General features: G+C 67.2%; 16 protein-coding genes. 6 read left to right on the forward strand and 10 right to left on the reverse strand.

Annotation, left to right across the window (positions count from 1 at the left end):
- Positions 1-92 precede the first annotated feature (92 nt).
- Genes MYA_RS07505 through MYA_RS07515 form a run of 3 tightly spaced genes read left to right on the forward strand, consistent with a single transcriptional unit; the run spans position 93 to position 3,512 of the window.
- On the forward strand, positions 93-977 hold the full coding sequence (locus tag MYA_RS07505) for an MBL fold metallo-hydrolase (protein ID WP_034193156.1): 885 nt from the start codon (positions 93-95) through the stop codon (positions 975-977).
- A gap of 42 nt (positions 978-1,019) precedes the next feature.
- Entirely contained in the window at positions 1,020-2,687 is a 1,668-nt protein-coding gene (locus tag MYA_RS07510) for a bifunctional protein tyrosine phosphatase family protein/NAD(P)/FAD-dependent oxidoreductase (protein ID WP_014723076.1), read from the forward strand.
- An 18-nt stretch (positions 2,688-2,705) separates the two neighbouring features.
- Positions 2,706-3,512, forward strand: coding sequence for a sulfite exporter TauE/SafE family protein (locus MYA_RS07515; protein ID WP_011884920.1), 807 nt, complete (start codon positions 2,706-2,708; stop codon positions 3,510-3,512).
- 140 nt (positions 3,513-3,652) lie between these two features.
- On the opposite strand, the gene MYA_RS07520 is transcribed toward MYA_RS07515, so the two are convergent.
- The 4 genes from MYA_RS07520 to MYA_RS07535 form a co-directional block, all read right to left on the reverse strand.
- Entirely contained in the window at positions 3,653-4,474 is an 822-nt protein-coding gene (locus tag MYA_RS07520) for an ABC transporter permease subunit (RefSeq protein ID WP_011884921.1), read from the reverse strand.
- Positions 4,471-5,400, reverse strand: a complete 930-nt coding sequence (locus MYA_RS07525; RefSeq protein WP_041493835.1) for an ABC transporter permease subunit — start codon at positions 5,398-5,400, stop codon at positions 4,471-4,473. Before MYA_RS07525 ends, MYA_RS07520 begins: the two co-directional genes overlap by 4 nt.
- The gene (locus tag MYA_RS07530) at positions 5,397-6,557 is read right to left on the reverse strand and encodes an ABC transporter ATP-binding protein (RefSeq protein ID WP_011884923.1); all 1,161 of its coding nucleotides are present in this window, start codon (positions 6,555-6,557) and stop codon (positions 5,397-5,399) included. Before MYA_RS07530 ends, MYA_RS07525 begins: the two co-directional genes overlap by 4 nt.
- Positions 6,558-6,643: 86 nt before the next feature.
- Complete coding sequence (locus MYA_RS07535) at positions 6,644-7,738, reverse strand: polyamine ABC transporter substrate-binding protein (protein ID WP_011884924.1); 1,095 nt, start codon at positions 7,736-7,738, stop codon at positions 6,644-6,646.
- 508 nt (positions 7,739-8,246) lie between these two features.
- Here MYA_RS07535 and MYA_RS07540 point away from each other — a divergent pair.
- Positions 8,247-8,450 carry a DUF1289 domain-containing protein gene (locus tag MYA_RS07540; RefSeq protein WP_011884925.1) on the forward strand — a complete coding sequence of 68 codons (204 nt, stop codon included), beginning with the start codon at positions 8,247-8,249 and terminating at the stop codon, positions 8,448-8,450.
- A 221-nt stretch (positions 8,451-8,671) separates the two neighbouring features.
- On the opposite strand, the gene MYA_RS07545 is transcribed toward MYA_RS07540, so the two are convergent.
- The 3 genes from MYA_RS07545 to MYA_RS07555 form a co-directional block, all read right to left on the reverse strand.
- A complete protein-coding gene (locus MYA_RS07545; RefSeq protein ID WP_011884926.1) occupies positions 8,672-9,313 on the reverse strand; it encodes an OmpW/AlkL family protein in 642 nt (213 codons plus the stop codon).
- A gap of 65 nt (positions 9,314-9,378) precedes the next feature.
- The gene (locus MYA_RS07550; RefSeq protein WP_011884927.1) at positions 9,379-10,569 is read right to left on the reverse strand and encodes an NAD(P)H-dependent flavin oxidoreductase; all 1,191 of its coding nucleotides are present in this window, start codon (positions 10,567-10,569) and stop codon (positions 9,379-9,381) included.
- Positions 10,570-10,692: 123 nt separating this feature from the next.
- A complete protein-coding gene (locus MYA_RS07555) occupies positions 10,693-12,129 on the reverse strand; it encodes an aldehyde dehydrogenase family protein (protein WP_014723079.1) in 1,437 nt (478 codons plus the stop codon).
- A gap of 259 nt (positions 12,130-12,388) precedes the next feature.
- Here MYA_RS07555 and MYA_RS07560 point away from each other — a divergent pair, with 259 nt between their 5' ends.
- Complete coding sequence (locus tag MYA_RS07560) at positions 12,389-12,754, forward strand: hypothetical protein (RefSeq protein ID WP_011884929.1); 366 nt, start codon at positions 12,389-12,391, stop codon at positions 12,752-12,754.
- Positions 12,755-12,785: 31 nt separating this feature from the next.
- Here the strand turns inward: MYA_RS07560 and MYA_RS07565 are convergent, their stop codons facing one another.
- Positions 12,786-13,250 (reverse strand): Lrp/AsnC family transcriptional regulator, encoded by a 465-nt coding sequence (locus tag MYA_RS07565; protein ID WP_011884930.1) that lies wholly within the window; start codon positions 13,248-13,250, stop codon positions 12,786-12,788.
- A 133-nt stretch (positions 13,251-13,383) separates the two neighbouring features.
- On the opposite strand from MYA_RS07565, the gene MYA_RS07570 reads away from it, so the two are divergent.
- A complete protein-coding gene (locus tag MYA_RS07570) occupies positions 13,384-14,430 on the forward strand; it encodes a zinc-dependent alcohol dehydrogenase family protein (protein WP_014723080.1) in 1,047 nt (348 codons plus the stop codon).
- Positions 14,431-14,603: 173 nt separating this feature from the next.
- Here the strand turns inward: MYA_RS07570 and MYA_RS07575 are convergent, their stop codons facing one another.
- A complete protein-coding gene (locus MYA_RS07575) occupies positions 14,604-16,196 on the reverse strand; it encodes an ABC-F family ATPase (protein ID WP_014723081.1) in 1,593 nt (530 codons plus the stop codon).
- A 128-nt stretch (positions 16,197-16,324) separates the two neighbouring features.
- Complete coding sequence (locus MYA_RS07580; RefSeq protein ID WP_011884933.1) at positions 16,325-18,586, reverse strand: AsmA family protein; 2,262 nt, start codon at positions 18,584-18,586, stop codon at positions 16,325-16,327.
- Between the last annotated feature and the right edge of the window lie 121 nt (positions 18,587-18,707).

The raw sequence follows: 18,707 nt of genomic DNA on the forward strand, positions 1-18,707 counted from the left end.
TGTCACATTGACCCCGATTACCACGTCGATTGGCACGCTTCTTGAACATGGGATACGCAATTGCAGATGCAGAACCCCAGCGAGGACATAACGTGAGCCATGCCCCCCAATTGTCGGTCGAAGGCTTCTTCGACCCGGCGACCCATACCGTCAGCTACCTGTTGCTCGATACCGGCAGCCGCGCCTGCGCGTTGATCGACAGCGTGCTCGACTACGATCCGAAATCCGGCCGCACGCGCACGGACAGCGCCGATCGGCTGATCGCGCGCGTCGCCGAACTCGGCGCGACCGTGCACTGGCTGCTCGAGACGCACGTGCACGCCGACCACCTGTCGGCCGCGCCGTACCTGAAGGCGCACGTCGGCGGCCAGATCGCGATCGGCTCGCACGTGCGCCGCGTGCAGGACGTGTTCGGCACGCTGTTCAATGCCGGCCCCGGCTTCGCGCACGACGGCAGCCAGTTCGACCGCCTGCTCGACGACGGCGACACGCTCGCGCTCGGCGCGCTGACGATCCGCGCGATGCACACACCGGGCCATACGCCGGCGTGCATGACCTACTGCGTCGACGACGCGACCCAGCGCGCGGCCTTCGTCGGCGACACGCTGTTCATGCCCGACTACGGCACCGCGCGCTGCGACTTCCCCGGCGGCGACGCGCGCACGCTGTACCGCTCGATCGCGCGCGTGCTGGCGCTGCCGGCCGATACGCGCCTGTACCTGTGCCACGACTACCAGCCCGGCGGCCGCGACGTGCAGTTCGTGACGACGGTGGCCGAGCAGCGTCAGGCGAACGTCCACGTGAAGGACGGCGTGAGCGAGGACGATTTCGTCGCCATGCGCACCGCGCGCGACGCGACGCTCGACATGCCGGTGCTGATGCTGCCGTCGGTGCAGGTCAACATGCGCGCCGGCCACCTGCCCGAACCCGAAAACAATGGCGTGCGCTACCTGAAGATCCCGCTGAACGCGATCTGACGATCTGAAGCCGAGCCGCCGCCCGACCGGAGAACCCCCGACATGAACATCCGCAAGCTGACCGACACGCTATCGGTCTCCCCCCAGATCGCCGCGACCGACCTCCCCGCGCTGCAAGCGGCAGGTGTCCGCGCGATCGTCTGCAACCGGCCGGACGGCGAAGGCTCGGACCAGCCGACCGTCGCCGAGATCCGCGCCGCCGCCGCGCCGCTCGGCATCGCCGTGCACTACCTGCCGGTCGACACGGGCAAGGTCACCGACGAGCAGGCCGCGCAGTTCGGCGTGCTGGTCGCGTCGCTCGCCGGCCCGGTGCACGCGTACTGCCGCAGCGGCATGCGCTCGGCGACACTGTGGGCGCTGTCGCAGGCCGGCTCGCGTCCGATCGACGAGATCGTCGCGACGGCCGCCAAGGCCGGCTACGATCTCGCTGCCGTCGCCTCGCGGCTCGCGCGCGGCGCGGCGCAGAGCGCACCGGCCGTCGACGCGCAGCACGACATCGTGATCGTCGGCGCGGGCGCGGCCGGCGTCGCGGTCGCATCGAGCCTGCTCGCGCGCGACGGCTCGCTCGACATCGCGGTGATCGACCCGGCCGAGATTCATTACTACCAGCCGGGCTGGACGATGGTCGGCGCGGGCGTGTTCCGGCCCGAGACGACCGCGCGCCGCATCGTCGACGTGCTGCCGCGCAGCGTGAAGCGCATCCAGGCGGCCGTCGCCGGCTTCGAGCCCGACGCGCACGCGGTCGTGCTCGACGGCTGCCGCCGCATCGGCTATCGCAAGCTGATCGTGTGCCCGGGCCTGAAGCTCGACTGGGACGCGATCGAGGGCCTCGCCGACACGCTCGGCCACAACGGCGTCACGTCCAACTATCGCTACGATCTCGCGCCGTACACGTGGCAGCTGGTGCAGGCGTTCCGCGGCGGCAATGCGCTGTTCACGCAGCCGCCGATGCCGATCAAGTGCGCGGGCGCGCCGCAGAAGGCGATGTACATGTCGTGCGATCACTGGCGGCGCAACGGCCGCCTGGGCGCGGCGAACGTCGAATTCCTGAATGCGGGCGCCGTGCTGTTCGGCGTCGCCGACTACGTGCCCGCGCTGATGGAATACGTCGAGCGCTACGACATCGCGCTGTCGTTCGGCCACAACCTGATCGCGATCGACGGGCCGGCGCGGCGCGCGACGTTCCGGCGCACGCTGCCCGACGGCAGCACGGAGACCGTCCAGCGCAACTTCGACATGATCCACGTCGTGCCGCCGCAGAAGGCGCCCGACTTCGTGCGCGCGAGCCCGCTCGCCGATGCTGCCGGCTGGATCGACGTCGACCCGACGACGCTGCGGCACAAGCGCTTCCCGGACATCTTCGCGCTCGGCGACGTCGCCAACACCACCAACGCGAAAACCGCTGCGGCCGCGCGCAAGCAGGCGCCCGTGGTCGCGCACAACGTGCTGGCGGCGCTCGGCCGCGTGCAGGGCGACGCCGCGTACGACGGCTACGGCTCGTGCCCGCTCACGGTCGAGCGCGGCAAGATCGTGCTCGCCGAATTCCTGTACGGCGGCAAGGTCGCGCCGACCTTCCCCGCGTGGCTGATCGACGGCCGGCGTCCGTCGCGGCTCGCGTGGCTGCTCAAGGAGCGCCTGCTGCCGCCGCTGTACTGGAAGGGGATGCTCAAGGGCCGCGAATGGCTCGCGAAGCCCGCGATCGCACGTTGACCGGAAGCCGATGACACCATGCTGATTTCTCTGGTACTCGGCGGCTTCGTCGGCGCCGTGCTCGGCCTCACCGGCGCGGGCGGCGGCATTCTCGCGGTCCCGGCGCTCGTCGTCGGAATGGGCTGGCCGATGCAGCAGGCCACGCCGGTCGCGCTCGTCGCGGTGGCCGGCAGCGCCGCGCTCGGCGCGCTCGAAGGGTTTCGCCGCGGGCTCGTGCGCTACCGCGCGGCGCTGTTGATGGCGCTCGCGGGCGTGCCGCTCACCACGCTCGGCGTGCGGCTCGCGCACGTGCTGCCGCAACGCGTGCTGCTCGCGCTGTTCGCGCTGACGATGCTGATCGTCGCGGCCCGTCTGCTGCGGCAGGCACTGCGCCAAGGCGCCGGCGAGCACGACGAGTCGCGCCTGTGCGTCGGCCGCGTGAATCCCGACACCGGCCGCCTCGTGTGGTCGTGGCCGGTCGGGTTCGCGCTCGCGTCCACCGGCGCGGTGACGGGACTGATGACGGGGCTGCTCGGCGTCGGCGGCGGCTTCGTGATCGTGCCGATGCTGCGCAAGTTCACGAACGTGTCGATGCACGGCGTGGTCGCGACGTCGCTGATGGTGATCGCGCTGGTCGGCACCGGCGGCGTGCTCGCGACCTTCGTGGCGGGCACGCGCGCGCCGCTCGACATGATGCTGTGGTTCACCGTCGCGACGGCGCTCGGCATGGTAGTCGGGCGCGCCGCGTCGCGGCACCTGTCCGCGCGCCACGTGCAGGCCGGCTTCGCGATCGTGCTCGTGTGCGTGGCGCTCGGCCTGCTCGCGAAGGCCGCGTTCAGCGCATAAGCCGCGCGCAGCCTGCGCTGGCGACAAAAACGCCCGGTCCGACTCATCGTCGGTGCCGGGCGTTTTGTTGTTGCCGGTTGCGCGGCAACCGGCGCGTCAGGCGGCGCTCAGGTGACACTCGAGCGCCACTCAAGCGGCGCTCAGGCCGCGAAGCCCGCCATCCGCTTGCGTTGCTGGCGCAGCATCACGACGTTCGCGATCACGACGCCGGCCGTCACCGCGACGATGAACAGCGTCGCGAGCGCGTTCATCTCCGGATTCAGGCCGAGGCGCACGCGCGAGAACACGACGAGCGGCAGCGTCGTCGAGCCGGGGCCCGACAGGAACGCCGACAGCACGAGGTCGTCGATCGACAGCGTGAACGACAGCAGCCAGCCGGCCACCAGCGCCTGCGAAATCAGCGGCAGCGTGATCGTGAAGAACACCTTCAGCGGCGTCGCGCCCAGATCGAGCGCGGCTTCCTCGAGCGACGGGTTCAGCTCGCGCACGCGCGACTGCACGATGATCGCGACGTACGAGATGCACAGCATCACGTGGCCGAGCCAGATCGTGAACACGCCACGCTCGGCCGGCCAGCCGATCCACTTCGCGAGCTCGATGAACAGCAGCAGCAGCGAGATGCCCTGGATCACCTCGGGGATCACGAGCGGCGCGTTGATCATCCCGCTGAACAGCGCGAAGCCGCGGAAGCGCCCCATCCGCGCGAGCACGAAGCCGGCCCAGGTGCCGATGAACACCGACGCGAACGCGGTCAGCACGCCGATCTTCAGCGACAGCCACGCGGCCGCGAGCAGCTCGTCGTCCTGCACGAGCGCCGCGTACCAGCGCAACGAGAAGCCCGACCACACGGTGACGAGCTTCGACTCGTTGAACGAGTAGACGATCAGGCTGACGATCGGGATGTAGAGGAACGCGAAGCCGGCGAACAGCGCCGCGAACTGCAGGAAACGATTCGGCTTCATCGACGGCGGCCCTCCTGCTCCTTCGCCTGGAAGTGCTGGAACATCGCCATCGGCACGAGCAGCAGCAGCACCATCGCGCAGGTCACGGCCGACGCCATCGGCCAGTCTGCGTTGTTGAAGAACTCATTCCACATCACGCGGCCGATCATCAGCGTGTTCGCGCCGCCGAGCAGCTCCGGAATCACGTACTCGCCGACCGCCGGGATGAACACCAGCAGGCAGCCCGCGATGATCCCGTTCTTCGACAGCGGCAGCGTGATCTGCACGAACGCCTTCCACGGCCGCGCGCCGAGGTCGTACGCCGCCTCGAGCAGACGCAGGTCCATCTTCACGAGGTGCGCGTACAGCGGCATCACGAGGAACGGCAGATACGAATACACCATGCCGATATAGACCGCGTAGTTGGTGCGGTACAGCTCGATCGGCGTGTGCGTCAGGCCGACCCACATCAGGAAGTTGTTCAGCAAGCCGTTGTTCTTGAGGATCCCGATCCACGCGTACACGCGGATCAGGAACGACGTCCAGAACGGCAGCATCACGCCCATCATCAGCAGGTTGCGCGTGGCCGGGTTCGAGCGGGCGATGTAGTACGCCATCGGATAGCCGATCAGCAGGCACAGCAGCGTCGTGATCGCGGCCACCACGACCGAGTTCACGTAGGTCGCGAAGTACAGGCTGTCGGTGAGCAGGAACGCGTAGTGCGACAGGTTCAGCGCGATGTGCAACACGCCGTCCGTATACGACGCGAGCTCCGTGTACGGCGGGATGCCGAGCTGCAGCTCCGCGAAGCTGATCTTCACGACCAGCACGAACGGCACGAGGAAGAACAGCACGAGCCACGTGTACGGCCCCGCGACGACCGCCGTGGCGCCCGTCAGGTTGAAGCGCCGCACGGGCCACGAGAACATCGACTTGAGCGCGTTCATGACGTCAGCACCACGCCGGCGGTCGCGCTCCAGCGCACGTAGATCTCGTCGCCGAGCGCGGGCGTTTCGAGCTCGCTGATCGCGAGGCTCGACACGTTCGCGATCACCGTCTTGCCCGCGTCGAGCTTCACGTGATACAGCGAATAGCCGCCCATGTACGCGACGTTGGCGATCCGGCCGTGCGCCCAGTTGAACGCGCCTTCGGGCGGCTTGCGGGTCAGCGCGATGCGCTCGGGGCGCACCGACACCGTGACCGGCATCCCGAGCGGGCCGGTGATGCCGTGGCTCACGTACAGCCGGCTCGGCAGCTCGGGCGATTCGATGTACACGTAGTCGGGTTCGTCCTCGACGGTGATGCCCTCGAACAGGTTCGTCGAGCCGATGAACTCGGCCGAGAAGCGGCTGTTCGGATATTCGTAGACCTCGCTCGGCGAGCCGATCTGCACGATCTGCCCTTCGCTCATCACCGCGAGCCGGTTGGCCATCGTCATCGCCTCTTCCTGGTCGTGCGTGACCATGATGCAGGTGACGCCGACCTTCTGCAGGATGTTGACGAGCTCGATCTGCGTACGCTGGCGGATCTGCTTGTCGAGCGCCGACATCGGCTCGTCGAGCAGCAGCACCTTCGGACGCTTGACCAGCGAGCGTGCGAGCGCGACGCGCTGCTGCTGGCCGCCCGACAACTGATGCGGCTTGCGCTTCGCGTACTTGCTCATCTGCACGAGCTCGAGCGCGGCGGCCACGCGCTCCTTCAGCTCGGCCTTCGGCGTGCCTTCCTGCTTCAGGCCGTACGCGACATTCGCCTCGACCGACATGTGCGGGAACAGCGCATACGACTGGAACATCATGTTCACGGGCCGCTTGTACGGCGGCATTTGCGCGAGGTCTTCGCCGTCGATCAGGATCTTGCCCGACGTGACCGTCTCGAGGCCGGCGAGCATCCGCAGCAGCGTCGACTTGCCGGAACCCGAGCTGCCCAGCAGCGCGAACAGCTCGCCCTGGCGCACCGTGAGGTTCACATTGCGGACCACTTCGGTTTCGCCGAACTTCTTGACGACGTCGACGATCTGGACAAAGTTCTCCGCGCGCGACGCGGCGCCGGAAGAAGGAACGAAGGACGGCGCACCCGCGACCGGCGCGCCCGACTGGCTATTCATGATGTGCTGCTTCTCTCCTGCGTTTGACGAACAAAGCCCCCGGGGACACCAGGGGCTTCATGACTGCTGGCTCACCGCGGCGCGCGTCAGCGGCCCGATTTCAGCTCGGTCCACAGACGGGTCTGCAGACGCTGGATTTCAGGCGGCAGCGGCTTGAGCAGGAACAGCGTCTTCACGACGTCGGCCGGCGGATAGACGGCCGGGTCGTTCGCGACGTCCGGGCGCACGTACTTGCGCGCTTCGGCGTTCGCGCTCGGGTAGTACACGGCGTTGGTGATCGCCGCGTGCACCTTCGGATCCTCGATGTAGTTGATCCATTGCAGCGCGGCGTCCTTGTTCTTCGCGTCCTTCGGGATTGCCATCACGTCGAACCACACGGGCGCGCCGCCCTTCGGGATGTAGTACTCGACCTTGTACGGCTTCTTCGCTTCGACCGCGCGATGCTTCGCGATCACGACGTCGCCCGACCAGCCGAACGCGAAGCAGATGTCGCCGCCGACCAGGTCGTTGATGTAGCCCGACGAGTTGAACTGCGTGATGTACGGACGGATCTTCTTCAGCACGTCCATCGCGGCCTTGTAGTCGGCCGGGTTCGTGCTCATCGGATCCTTGCCGATGTAGTGCAGCGCCGCCGCGAACATCTGGTCCGGCGCGTCGAGCACCGACACGCCGCAGGTCTTCAGCTTCGAGATGTTTTCCGGCTTGAACAGAATGTCCCAGTTGTCGAGCGGCACCTTGCCGAGCGCCTGCTGCGCCTTCGTCAGGTTGTACGCGAGACCGGTCGTGCCGTATGCCCACGGCACCGAATACTTGTTGCCCGGATCGGCGCCGGCGACCAGCGCCATCAGCTGCGGATCGAGGTACTTGAGGTTGGGGAGCTTCGACTTGTCGAGCGGCGCGAAGATGCCGGCCGCGATCTGCTTGCCCGCGTAGTTGCTGGTCGGCACGACGATGTCGTAGCCCGAGCTGCCGGTGAGCAGCTTCGCCTGCAGCGTGTCGTCGCTGTCGTAGTTGTCGTAGCGGACCTTGACGCCCGTCTGCTTCTCGAAGTTCGGGATCGTGTCCTTCGCAATGTAGTCCGACCAGTTATAGACATTGAGCTGCGTATCCTTCGCCGCCGCCGCCGATGCACCCACGCACAGCGCGAGCGCTGCGAACCGGCCCACTACTTTTGCTTTCATCCCGCTCTCCCTCCGACCGGACCGTTTGTCCGGCTGCCGTCTGCCTCATCATGGCGGCGCAGTTGGGCGCGCCGCCCCCCGAAAACCCCGAACGCTATCATCATTCGCGCCCGGTCACAAAAAAATCATGCCCGTGTCGCGCAAACGGAACACATTGCCGCCACCGGCCGCTCAGGCGGCGCGCGCAGCAACGCATCCCGGGGAATTCTATCGGGTAATCGGCGTCTGTCCATGGGGAAAACAAGGCGGCGGTGAATCGGCGTGCGAGTCGTGCTTGCGGGCGCGCAGGGCACGCCAAGGTTGCGATCGGGTCGCGAGCGCGTAGGCGCTCAGTGGGTGACGTCGCCGCATGCCGTGCCGTGCTGGACGGCCGATGTGGATCGGCGCCCGGTCAGCCGCACGCGCGGTCGGGCGACGCGCCGTGCGCCCGGATGGCGGCTCGCCCGGGTCGAGCCATGCCGATGCATTAAAATGACGCCCCGTCGACTCCACCGCGCGAACCCTTCAGATGGCCTCCAATCTCCACGACCTGCCCGACAGCCCCTGCATCGGCGTGTGCTCGACCCTGTTCGACGAAGTGTGCAAGGGGTGCGGCCGTACGGCCGCCGAGGTATCGAACTGGGTGTTCCTCAGCGACGAAGAAAAGCGCGCCGTGTGGGAACGCATCACGCGCGACGGCACCGCGATGCGCTTCCAGTACGACAAGCTGTAAGACGACGCGCGTCGATACGTACCGCTCGCGCGGCCCGTGAACGGCAACGCCGCTGCCGGTTAATCGCGACGCCGGCGTGTTCCGGCAGCGCGACGTACGCGTCCCGCTTGCCGCCGCGCGCTGCGTGCCCCCGGCTCTGCCCGCAACGGCGCTGCATAAAAAAAGAGCGGCATGCCGACTGCCATGCCGCCAACCCCAACTCAGTTTGTTGCTCTGCTCGCTTAGAACTTCATCCCGACGCCGATACCGACGATCAGCGGATCGATGTGCAGCGTGCCGATGCCCTTGTCGCCGAGCGTCGCGTCGGTGCTCATCCAGATCTTCTTCAAGTCGACGTTCATGAACACCTTCTTGGTGAGTTGCACGTCGACGCCGAACTGCAGCGCCGGACCGAAGCTGCTCTTGTTGATCGACACGCCCTGACCGCCGACATTCAGACCGTTGTTGTAGAAGTACGTGTAGTTCAGACCCGCACCGACATACGGACGCACCTTGCCGGCGTGATTGAAGTGGTATTGCAGCAGCAGCGTCGGCGGCAGCACGCCCACGCCGCCGAGATTGCCCAGGCTCGACGTGACCTGATGGCGCGACGTGCCGAGGATCAGCTCGACCCCCAGGTAGTCGCGGATCATGTACGTGAAGTCGAGTTCAGGCACGATCGCGTTGTTCACGCCGGTGTTGATCGCGCCCAGCGTGTCGCTGCCGCGCTCGTTCGGCTGAATGCTGATCGCGCGCAACCGCACCAGGACGTCACCCTGATTGATACCGTCGCCCGCGGAAGCCGCGTGGGACAGCGAAGGCATCGCGATAAGGCTGGCCGCGACGGCGGTGGTGGTGACAAATGTTTGAATCGCTTTATGCATGGTACGGACCCCCAAAGAATGGATACCATTCTCCCAATAGGGTCTTTTTTTCATCTTGATATCGATCAAGCGAGCGTAAACATGGGGCGGTTTGCCGCAGGCTCTGCGACACGGCCCGTCAGCAACAGCTCGAGCAGATCGCGCACGCTGCGGATCGCCGTGCCGAACGGCAGCGCTTCGCGCCCGCGGAAGAACAGCCCGTTCGCAACGTCGCCGCGCAACGCGGCCGCGAGCCGCGTGTCGATGCAGAAGTGCCCGAACTTCTCGATGCCGTCGCGCAACCCGCATACGCTCAGGCATTCGAGCGCGGTCGGACAGCGTTGCTTGAACGCACCGAGCTTGCTGCGGATGCGCGCCTCGTTACGCAGGTATCGATCGAGCCAGGGAGTTCGGACCGCGCGCGCCGGCAGCCCCGTCACGCTGACGAATTCGACGATGTCGTCGGGCACCGCATCGGCCAGCACGCGCTTGAAGTTCGGATGCGCATCGCCTTCTTCCGTCACCGCGAACGGCGTCCCGATCTGCACGCCGTTCGCGCCGGCCGCGAGCGCCGCGCGCACCGCGTCGTGGCTGCCGATCCCGCCCGCAACGATCAGCGGGATCGTGTCCCGCTCGAGTCCTAGCGTGGCCATCACCTGCGCCGTCTCGTCGAGCACGCGCGCAAAATCGAATCGGGCGTCGTGCATGTCGTCGATCTGCGTGACGCCGAGGTGGCCGCCCGCATAGGCCGGATGCTCGATCACGATCGCGTCGGGCAGCCGGCCCTTCTTCATCCATTTCTTCAGCACCAGCGCGATTCCGCGGCTGTCCGACAGAATCGGAATCAGCGCGATGTCGTGGCCCTGGGTGAGATCGGGCAGATCGAGCGGCAGGCCCGCGCCCATCACGATCGCGTCCGCGCCCGCGTCGCACGCGACGCGCACGTAGTCCGCATGGGCGCTCACCGCCTTCATCACGTTGACGGCGATCATCCCGCGCCCTTCGCTGTAAGTCTTCGCGAGGCGAACCTCGCGCGCGAGCGCCTCGAGGTTCGCGGCCTCGAGCGTCGCCCGGTCGGGATGCGCGCGACAGCGCGCGAGCAGATCCGCGTGGTGATGACGCAGGTCGATGCTCGCGATCGTGCCGAGCGCGCCCTCGCGCGCGACGGTGCCCGCAAGGCGGTGCGCGGACACGCCTACGCCCATGCCGCCCTGCACCACCGGCAGTAGCGTGCGCCCGCGAATCGTGAGCGGCGGGAAGGGAGTGGGTACGGTCATCTGGAGCCTCGTCGAAACATCGGAACAGCGATGATCGACGATCCACCGGTGTGCATCTTGATGGCCGTCAACAAAAAAACGGCACGCGAGCGTGCCGTGGCGAGCGATGCGGCGTGAAACGCGTCAGGACGGATTCGCCGGCCTGAGCTGCATCGACTTGTATTCCAGGTACTCCTCGAGCCCGTACACGCCGTTCTCGCGGCCGTAGCCCGACTGCTTGTAGCCGCCGAACGGCGCGGCGCTGTTCCAGCTGCCGCCGTTGATGTCGACCTGCCCGGTGCGGAGCCGGCGCGCGACGCGCAGCGCCCGCTCGTCGCTGCCCGCCCATACCGCGCCGCCCAGCCCGTACGGCGTGTCGTTCGCGATGCGCACCGCTTCGTCTTCGTCGCGATACGTGATGATCGACAGCACCGGCCCGAAGATTTCCTCCTGCGCGATCGCCGACGTCGGGTCGACGCGGCCGAACACCGTGGGCTTCACGAAGAAGCCCTTCGTCAGCCCGTCGGGCAGGCCCGTGCCGCCCGTCACGAGTTCGGCGCCGTCGTCGATGCCGCGCTGGATGTAGGCCTGCACGCGCTGCTGCTGCACGGCCGACGCGAGCGCGCCGAGGCGCGTCGTCTCCTGGCGCGGGTCGCCCGCGACATAGGCTTCGGCGGCCGCCTTCGCGAGTGCGCGCGCGTCGTCGTAGCGCGCGTGCGGCACCAGCATGCGCGTGTGCGCGGAACAGGTCTGGCCTGCATTGAGGAAGCACGCGTTGACCGTGCCCTTCACCGCCGCCGGGAAATCGGCATCGTCGAGGATCACCGCTGCCGACTTGCCGCCGAGCTCCAGCGCGACGCGCTTGACGGTCGCCGCCGCCAATTCGGCCACGCGCTTGCCGGCGCGCGTCGAACCGGTAAACGACACCATGTCGACCTCGGGATCGGTGGCCAGCACCTCGCCGACCACCGGGCCGTATCCGCACACGAGGTTGAACACCCCGGCCGGCAACCCGGCTTCGTGGATCGCCTCGGCGAGCATGAACGCATTGAGCGGCGCGACCTCGGACGGCTTCAGGACGACCGTGCAGCCGGCCGCGAGCGCCGGCGCGACTTTCAGCGTGATCTGGTTGAGCGGATAGTTCCACGGCGTGATGGCCGCGACGACGCCCACGGGCTCGCGCACCACCAGCGAATTGCCGACCTTCGCCTCGAATTCGAACGACTCGGCGAGTTTGGCGTATGCCTTCCAGTTGTAGACCGGCGCGCCGACCTGGATCGCGCGCGACAGCTTGATCGGCATCCCGACCTCGCCGGTGATCGATTGGGCGAGCTCCTCGCTGCGGGTCTGCAAGCGCTCGACGATCCTGCGCAGGTAGCCGGCGCGCGTCGCGGGCGGCGTCGCGGCCCACGCGTCGAAGGCGGCGCGCGCCGCGCGGACCGCGTGCCGTGCGTCCGTCGCCGCACCTTCGGGAATCCGGCCGAGCACCGCCTCGGTGGCGGAATCGATCACGTCGATGGTGCCGGCTCCGGCCGGTTTGCACCATGCGCCGTCGATGTAGAACTGATCGTAGATTTTCATCGCTTCCTGTCTCCCGGAAAACGGCCATTCTAACGACGGTGCGACGGGTGCGGCGACGCGTGGGAAGCCGACGCGGCCGACCCGCTGCGGGCGCGCGGTGGGGCTGCGGTGCGCGCGCCGCCGGCCCCGCGTTCGACCCTCTGAGCCGAGCCCGCGACGCCGGTGCGCCAGGTGGCGCGCATCGTGCTATGTTTTTAGTATCGGCGCCGGCCGCTGCACGCCGCGCCACCCGGAATCGATGCCTTTCGTGAGCGCTGCCATGACCGACGCATCCCGTACCCTCGGCTCGCAAGACCGCCTCGAGCTGCTGTGCTGGCTCACCTGCGGCAATCTCGGCGCGTTTTATCTGAATGAATGCTGGCCGGACGCGGCGTTCCAGGTTCAGGCCGCGCACCGCTGGCTCGACCGCCATCGCCGGCAGTCCGACTGGCTCGCGCTCGCGAAGCTGGCCGCGCTCGCGCAGGACATCGCGAAACGGCACGCGAGCTTCGTCGACGCATCCTGGGCGCGCGACGCCGTCGAGGAGATCGTCGATACCGATGATCTCGACTACCGCGCGAAACTCGTGCAGCGGGTGTACGAAGACTGCTGCAAGGCACTCGCCGACAAACGGCTCGCCGACTAAGCGTCGGCGCACGCACGCGCCGGCGTGCGCGTCACGCGATCGGCAGCCGCTGCGTCGATTTCAGCTGCCGCAGCGACAGATTCGAGCGAATGCTCAGCACGCCAGGCAGCTTGCGCAATACCCTTTCGACGAAATGGCTGTAGTCGTCGAGATCGGCTGCCACGACCTGCAGCAGGAAATCCGCTTCGCCGGTCGTGTTGTCGCAGGCGAGCACGTTCGGGCTCGCCTGGATCAGGCGCTCGAACTCCGCGGTCACCGCCTCGCTGTGCTGCGTGCAGACGATCTGCACGAACGCCATCACGCCGAACCCCAGCTTTCTGCGATCGAGCCGCGCGTGATAACCGGCGATCAGCCCCGCTTCCTCGAGCCGGCGCAGCCGGCGCCAGCACGACGTCTCGCTCAGCGAGAACGCTTCCGCCAGGCGCGCGTTCGACACGCGCCCGTCCTGCTGCAGCATGTCCAGCATGCCGCGATCGATCCTGTCCAGCTGCTCCATGAAAGCTCCTTGCGGCAATCGCACGATCGTCGCAAGGCTATCTCAGAATCGTGCGCTTCTCAATCGCAAGACGAAAGAACAATCCACCATTGTCGCGCTATATTGAAAGAGTCATTCGACCCAGGAGGAGATCGTGAAAGCAGTCGTTTATGAAGCGTTCGGCGCGGCGCCGCGGCTGATGGACGTGGACGATCCGAGGCCGGCACCCGACGGCGTCGTGATCGAGGTGAAGGCGACCGGCGTGTGCCGCAGCGACTGGCACGGCTGGATGGGACACGATCCGGACATCGTGCTGCCGCATGTGCCGGGCCACGAACTGGCGGGCGTGGTGGTCGCGACGGGCGCGGCGGTCACGCGCTGGAAGGCCGGCGACCGCGTGACGGTGCCGTTCGTCGGCGGCTGCGGCCATTGCCCGGAATGCCACTCTGGCAATCAGCAGGTCTGCGAGCGCCAGTTTCAGCCCGGCTTCACGCACTGGGGCTCGTTCGCGCAATACGTCGGCATCCACCACGCGGACCTGAACCTCGTGCGGCTGCCCGATGCGCTCGACTTCCCGACCGCGGCGAGCCTCGGCTGCCGGTTCGTGACGTCGTTTCGCGCGGTCGTCGACCAGGGGCGCACGTCGGCCGGCCAGTGGGTGGCCGTGCACGGCTGCGGCGGCGTCGGCCTGTCGGCGATCATGATCGCGAACGCGATCGGCGCGAACGTCGTCGCGATCGACATTTCCGAGCGTGCCCTAACGCTCGCGCGCGCGCTCGGCGCGGCGGCGACCGTCGATGCGTCGCAGGTGACGGACGTCGTCGACGCGGTGAAGGAGATCACGCGCGGCGGCGCACACGTCTCGCTCGATGCGCTCGGCCATCCGACCACCTGCTTCAACTCGATCAGCAACCTGCGCCGGCGCGGCAAGCACGTGCAGGTCGGGCTGATGCTCGGCGAACACGCGACGCCGGCCGTGCCGATGAGCAAGGTGATCGCGCACGAACTCGAGATTCTCGGCAGCCACGGGATGCAGGCGCATCGCTACGGCGCGATGCTCGACATGGTGCATGCCGGCAAGCTCGCGCCGGAGCGCCTGATCGGCAAGGAAATCAGTCTCGGCGAGTCGATCGACGCGCTGATGAACATGGATCGGTTCGAAGGCGCCGGAGTGACGGTGGTGACGGATTTTTCGGGCTGAGGGGGGCTAACGGTTAGCGGTTCACGATTCATGGCCGCCGTGCTCGCATATCTCAACGGGTGTACGCACCGCCCGCCCGCTTATTGCCGCACGCCCACAAACGCAAAAAAGCCCGCCAGGCATTCATCTGGCGGGCTTCACGCGAATCGGTGCGGGCACGATCGCCCGTGCGATTACTCCTGCCCCTGGCTCGCGAGGAACTCCTCGTAATTCCCGCCGAAGTCGAACAGCGTGCCGTCGGTACGCACTTCGATGATCCGGTTCGCCAGCCCGCTCACGAACTCGCGGTCGTGCGACACGAAGATCAGCGTGCCTTCGAACTGCTCGAGCGCGATCTGCAGCGACTCGATCGACTCCATGTCCATGTGGTTGGTCGGCTCGTCCATCAGCAGCACGTTGTGGCGGCCCAGCATCAGCTTGCCCCAGATCATGCGGCCCTTCTCGCCGCCCGACAGCACCTTCACCGACTTCTTGATGTCGTCCGCCGAGAACAGCAGGCGGCCGAGCGTACCGCGCACCATCGTTTCGTCGTCGCCGTCCTTGCGGTACTGATCGATCCAGTCCATCAGCGTGATGTCGTCCGGGAACTCCTCGTAGGTGTCCTGCGGCATGTAGCCGACGTTCGCGTTCTCGGCCCACTTCACGGTCCCGTGGTCGAGCGGCAGATTGCCGAGCAGCGCGCGCAGCAGCGTCGTCTTGCCCGCGCCGTTCTCGCCGATGATCGCGATGCGCTCGCCCGGCTGCACGGACAGATTGAAATTCTGGAAGATCGTGCGCTCGTACTTCTTCGTGATCTCCTCGGCCACCACCGCGACGTTGTGCAGCTTCTTGTCAAACTCGAAACGAATGAACGGGTTCTGACGCGACGACGGCTTGAATTCCTCGATCTTGATCTTGTCGATCTGCTTCGCGCGGCTGGTCGCCTGACGCGCCTTCGACTTGTTCGCCGAGAAGCGGCGCACGAAGTCCTGCAGCTCGGCCACGCGCTCCTTCGCGCGCGCGTTCGCCGCGGCCTGACGCTCGCGCGCCTGCGCCGATGCGAGCATGTAGTCGTCGTAGTTGCCCGGCCAGACCTTCAGCGTGCCGAAGTCCATGTCGGCCATGTGCGTGCACACCGAGTTCAGAAAGTGACGATCGTGCGAGATGATGATCATCGTCGAGTTGTACTCGTTGAGCGTGTGCTCGAGCCAACGGATCGAGTTGATGTCGAGGTTGTTGGTCGGTTCGTCGAGCAGCAGCACGTCCGGCTTCGAGAACAGCGCCTGCGCGAGCAGCACGCGCAGCTTCCAGCCCGGCGCGACGTCGGCCATCGTGCCGTTGTGGAACTTCTCCTCGATGCCGATGCCCAGCAGCAGCGCGCCCGCGCGCGCCTCGGCGTCGTAGCCGCCGTATTCGGCGAACTTGCCCTCGAGCTCCGCCGCGTGCATGTAGTCGTCGTCGGTCGCCTCGGGGTTCGCGTAGATCGCGTCGCGCTCGGTCATCGCGGCCCACATTTCGGTGTGGCCCATCATCACCACGTCGAGCACGCGCACGTCCTCGTACGCGAACTGGTCCTGGCGCAGCTTGCCCAGGCGCACGTTCGGCTCCAGCGCGACGTTGCCGCCGCTCGGCTCGAGGTCGCCGCCGAGGATCTTCATGAAGGTGGACTTACCGCAGCCGTTCGCGCCGATCAGACCATAGCGGTTGCCCTCGCCGAATTTGACCGAGATGTTCTCGAACAAGGGCTTCGGCCCGAATTGCATCGTGATGTTGGCAGTAGAAAGCACGGCAGGTCCCGTAAGAGAGAAATCGACGGAAAACCGTGTATTTTAGCAGGTGTCGGCGAAACTGCCGACCGCGCCGTTCCGGCCCCGCCAGCCGGCGCGCTGCGCCGCGCGCCCGGCCGGCCGTCGCGTCACTTGCCGGCCTTCTGCGCGTGCTTCTGCGCCGTCTTCGCGTTCATCTGCCCGAACAGCTCCGAGCACGGCACGTCGCGGTTGTTGCTCGGCGCGATCAGCGGAATCAGCGCCGCGAACGGGTTGATCAGCCCGAGCCCGACCATCGCGCCGGCCCGCAGCGCGAGCGCGCCGGCGTCGACGCCGACCTTCGGGTTCTTGAACGTGCCCTTCGCATACAGCGGCGAGCGCAGCGAGAACACCCGGAAGCCCTTCGTATGCGGATGGATCTTCAGGTCGATCGACTCGTCGCGCAGATTGATCGGGCCGTCGACGTTGATGAGCGCGTCGTCGGTGTCGAGTGCGAACACCTTCGGGTCGAGCATGCCGTCCTTCGCGACGAAATCGATCGCCGCGCAATTGATGTTGACGTCGCGATTGCCGAACAGCTTCTCGTAGACGACGTTCGCGACGTTCAGCCCCGCCGCCTCCATCAGCAGGCGGCTGATGCGGCCGTCGGTGACGAGCGCCTTCACTTCGCCGGTCGACGTCGCGGCGAGCGCGGCCGGCGAATTGCCGGTCGCCGACAGCGACGCGTCGCCGTTGATCTCGCCGAGCGCGGTCTGCATCACTTTCTGCGTCGGGAACAGCTGCTTGAGCTTCAGGTGCCGCGCGGCCAGCGTGAAGCGGCCCTTGAGCGGCGTGCGGCTGCCGTCCAGCCGCGCATCGGTCGCGAGCGTGCCGCCTGCGACGCCGAACTGCAACGGCTCGAGCGACAGCACGCCGTCCTGCAGCAGGATGTGCGTGTACAGATCGGTGATCGGCAACTGCGGGCTCTTGATCAGCTTGCGGCCGGTGAACTTCACATCGGCGTCGATCGCGCTCCAGCGCTCGGTGCGGAATGTCGCGACCGGCAGCACGCGGTCGGCCGGCTGGCGCGTCGTGTCGCCGCGCTTCGCCTTGCTCGCGGCGGTGTCGGCGCCGATGACCGGCGCGAGGTCGGAAAACTGCAGCAGGTTCGACACGAGCTCGCCGGACAATTTCGGCCGCGGCTCGCGCTGCGCCCACACGAGCGTGCCGCCGAGATCGCTGCCGCCGACGCGGCCGTTGAAGTTCTCGTAGCGGAACGTGCTCGCATGTTGCTTGAAGTTGCCGATCAGACGGCCTTCGGTCGCGTACGGCGGCGTGTCGGGCAGCGTGATGCCGGTGAGCTGATAGAGATGCGACATCGACGTGCCCTGCAGCCACAGGCGCAGATCGATCGCCGCGAGATGCATCGGGTCCGTCAGCGTGCCGACGATCGCGAGCCGCGTGTCGCCGGCCTTCACGTCGGCTTGCAGCGGAAACGGCTGCGTCGCGTTCTCGACCGCGAGCACGCCGCCGACCTTGCCGGTGCCGCTGACCGGCGCGTTCTTGTAGCGGCCATCGACCTTGAGCCCGAACGCATAGGTCGGACCGGACGACTGCGCGGACGCAGTGGCGCCCGAGGCAGCACGCGCACTAGACGCACTAGACGCAGCGGACGCCTGCACGACCGCTGACGCAGACGAAGCCGAAGCCCCCGAAGCAGCCGCCGCTCCGCTCGCCCCCGACGCTGCATCGGCATTGGCCTTCGCGCTGAGCTGCGCGGCGCCGCGCTTGCCGACGCGCTGCGCGGACGCGGCGCGCGACGTCTGTTCCTGCTGCTTGAGCACGTCGCCGAGCGGTATCGGCTTGCCGAGCGTATCGACCGCGATCGTCAGATCGGCTTTCGTGATCGCATCGCGATAGACGATCGTGCCTTTGGCGAACGCGAAGCTCTTGAGCCGCACCTGCCACTTCGACGGTTGCCCCGACTGCTTGAATTGGAAGGTCCACGTGTTGCGGCCGTCGGCGAGCCGCTCGAGGTCCACCGCGGGATTGACCACGTCGATCGACGGAATGACGATCTGATGCGCGAACAACGGCAGAATCGCGAGATCGAAATGCGCCGCGTCGAGCGTGACGAACTTCTGGCCTTGCGCCCAGTCGGGATTGCCGATCTCCAGCTGCGTCGCCGACAGGCTCGGCCACGGCACCCACGCACGCCAGCCGGTTTCGCCGATCGGGCGGCGCCAGCCGAGCTTCAGATCGCCGTTGATCGCGAACGGACGGCCGAGCGCCGCGCTCACGTGTTCGTTGACCCACGGCTTCGCGCGGTTCCAGTCGAACGTGAAGATGAAGATGCCGGCCGCCGCGATGATCACCGCGACGATACCGACGATCCATGCAGCCGATTTGCCGATGGTGCGGGCGAGCGTCATGGCGGTTCCGTCGTTGTTCTGCAGAGTTGGCGCGCCATGTCGGGCCACTTGCGCGAGCGCACAGAGCACGACACCGGCGGCTTTTCAATCGGTATTATGGCGCACGCTCGCGCCACGCTTC

The sequence above is a fragment of the Burkholderia sp. KJ006 genome, from assembly GCF_000262695.1.
Classification (GTDB): Bacteria; Pseudomonadota; Gammaproteobacteria; order Burkholderiales; family Burkholderiaceae; genus Burkholderia; species Burkholderia vietnamiensis.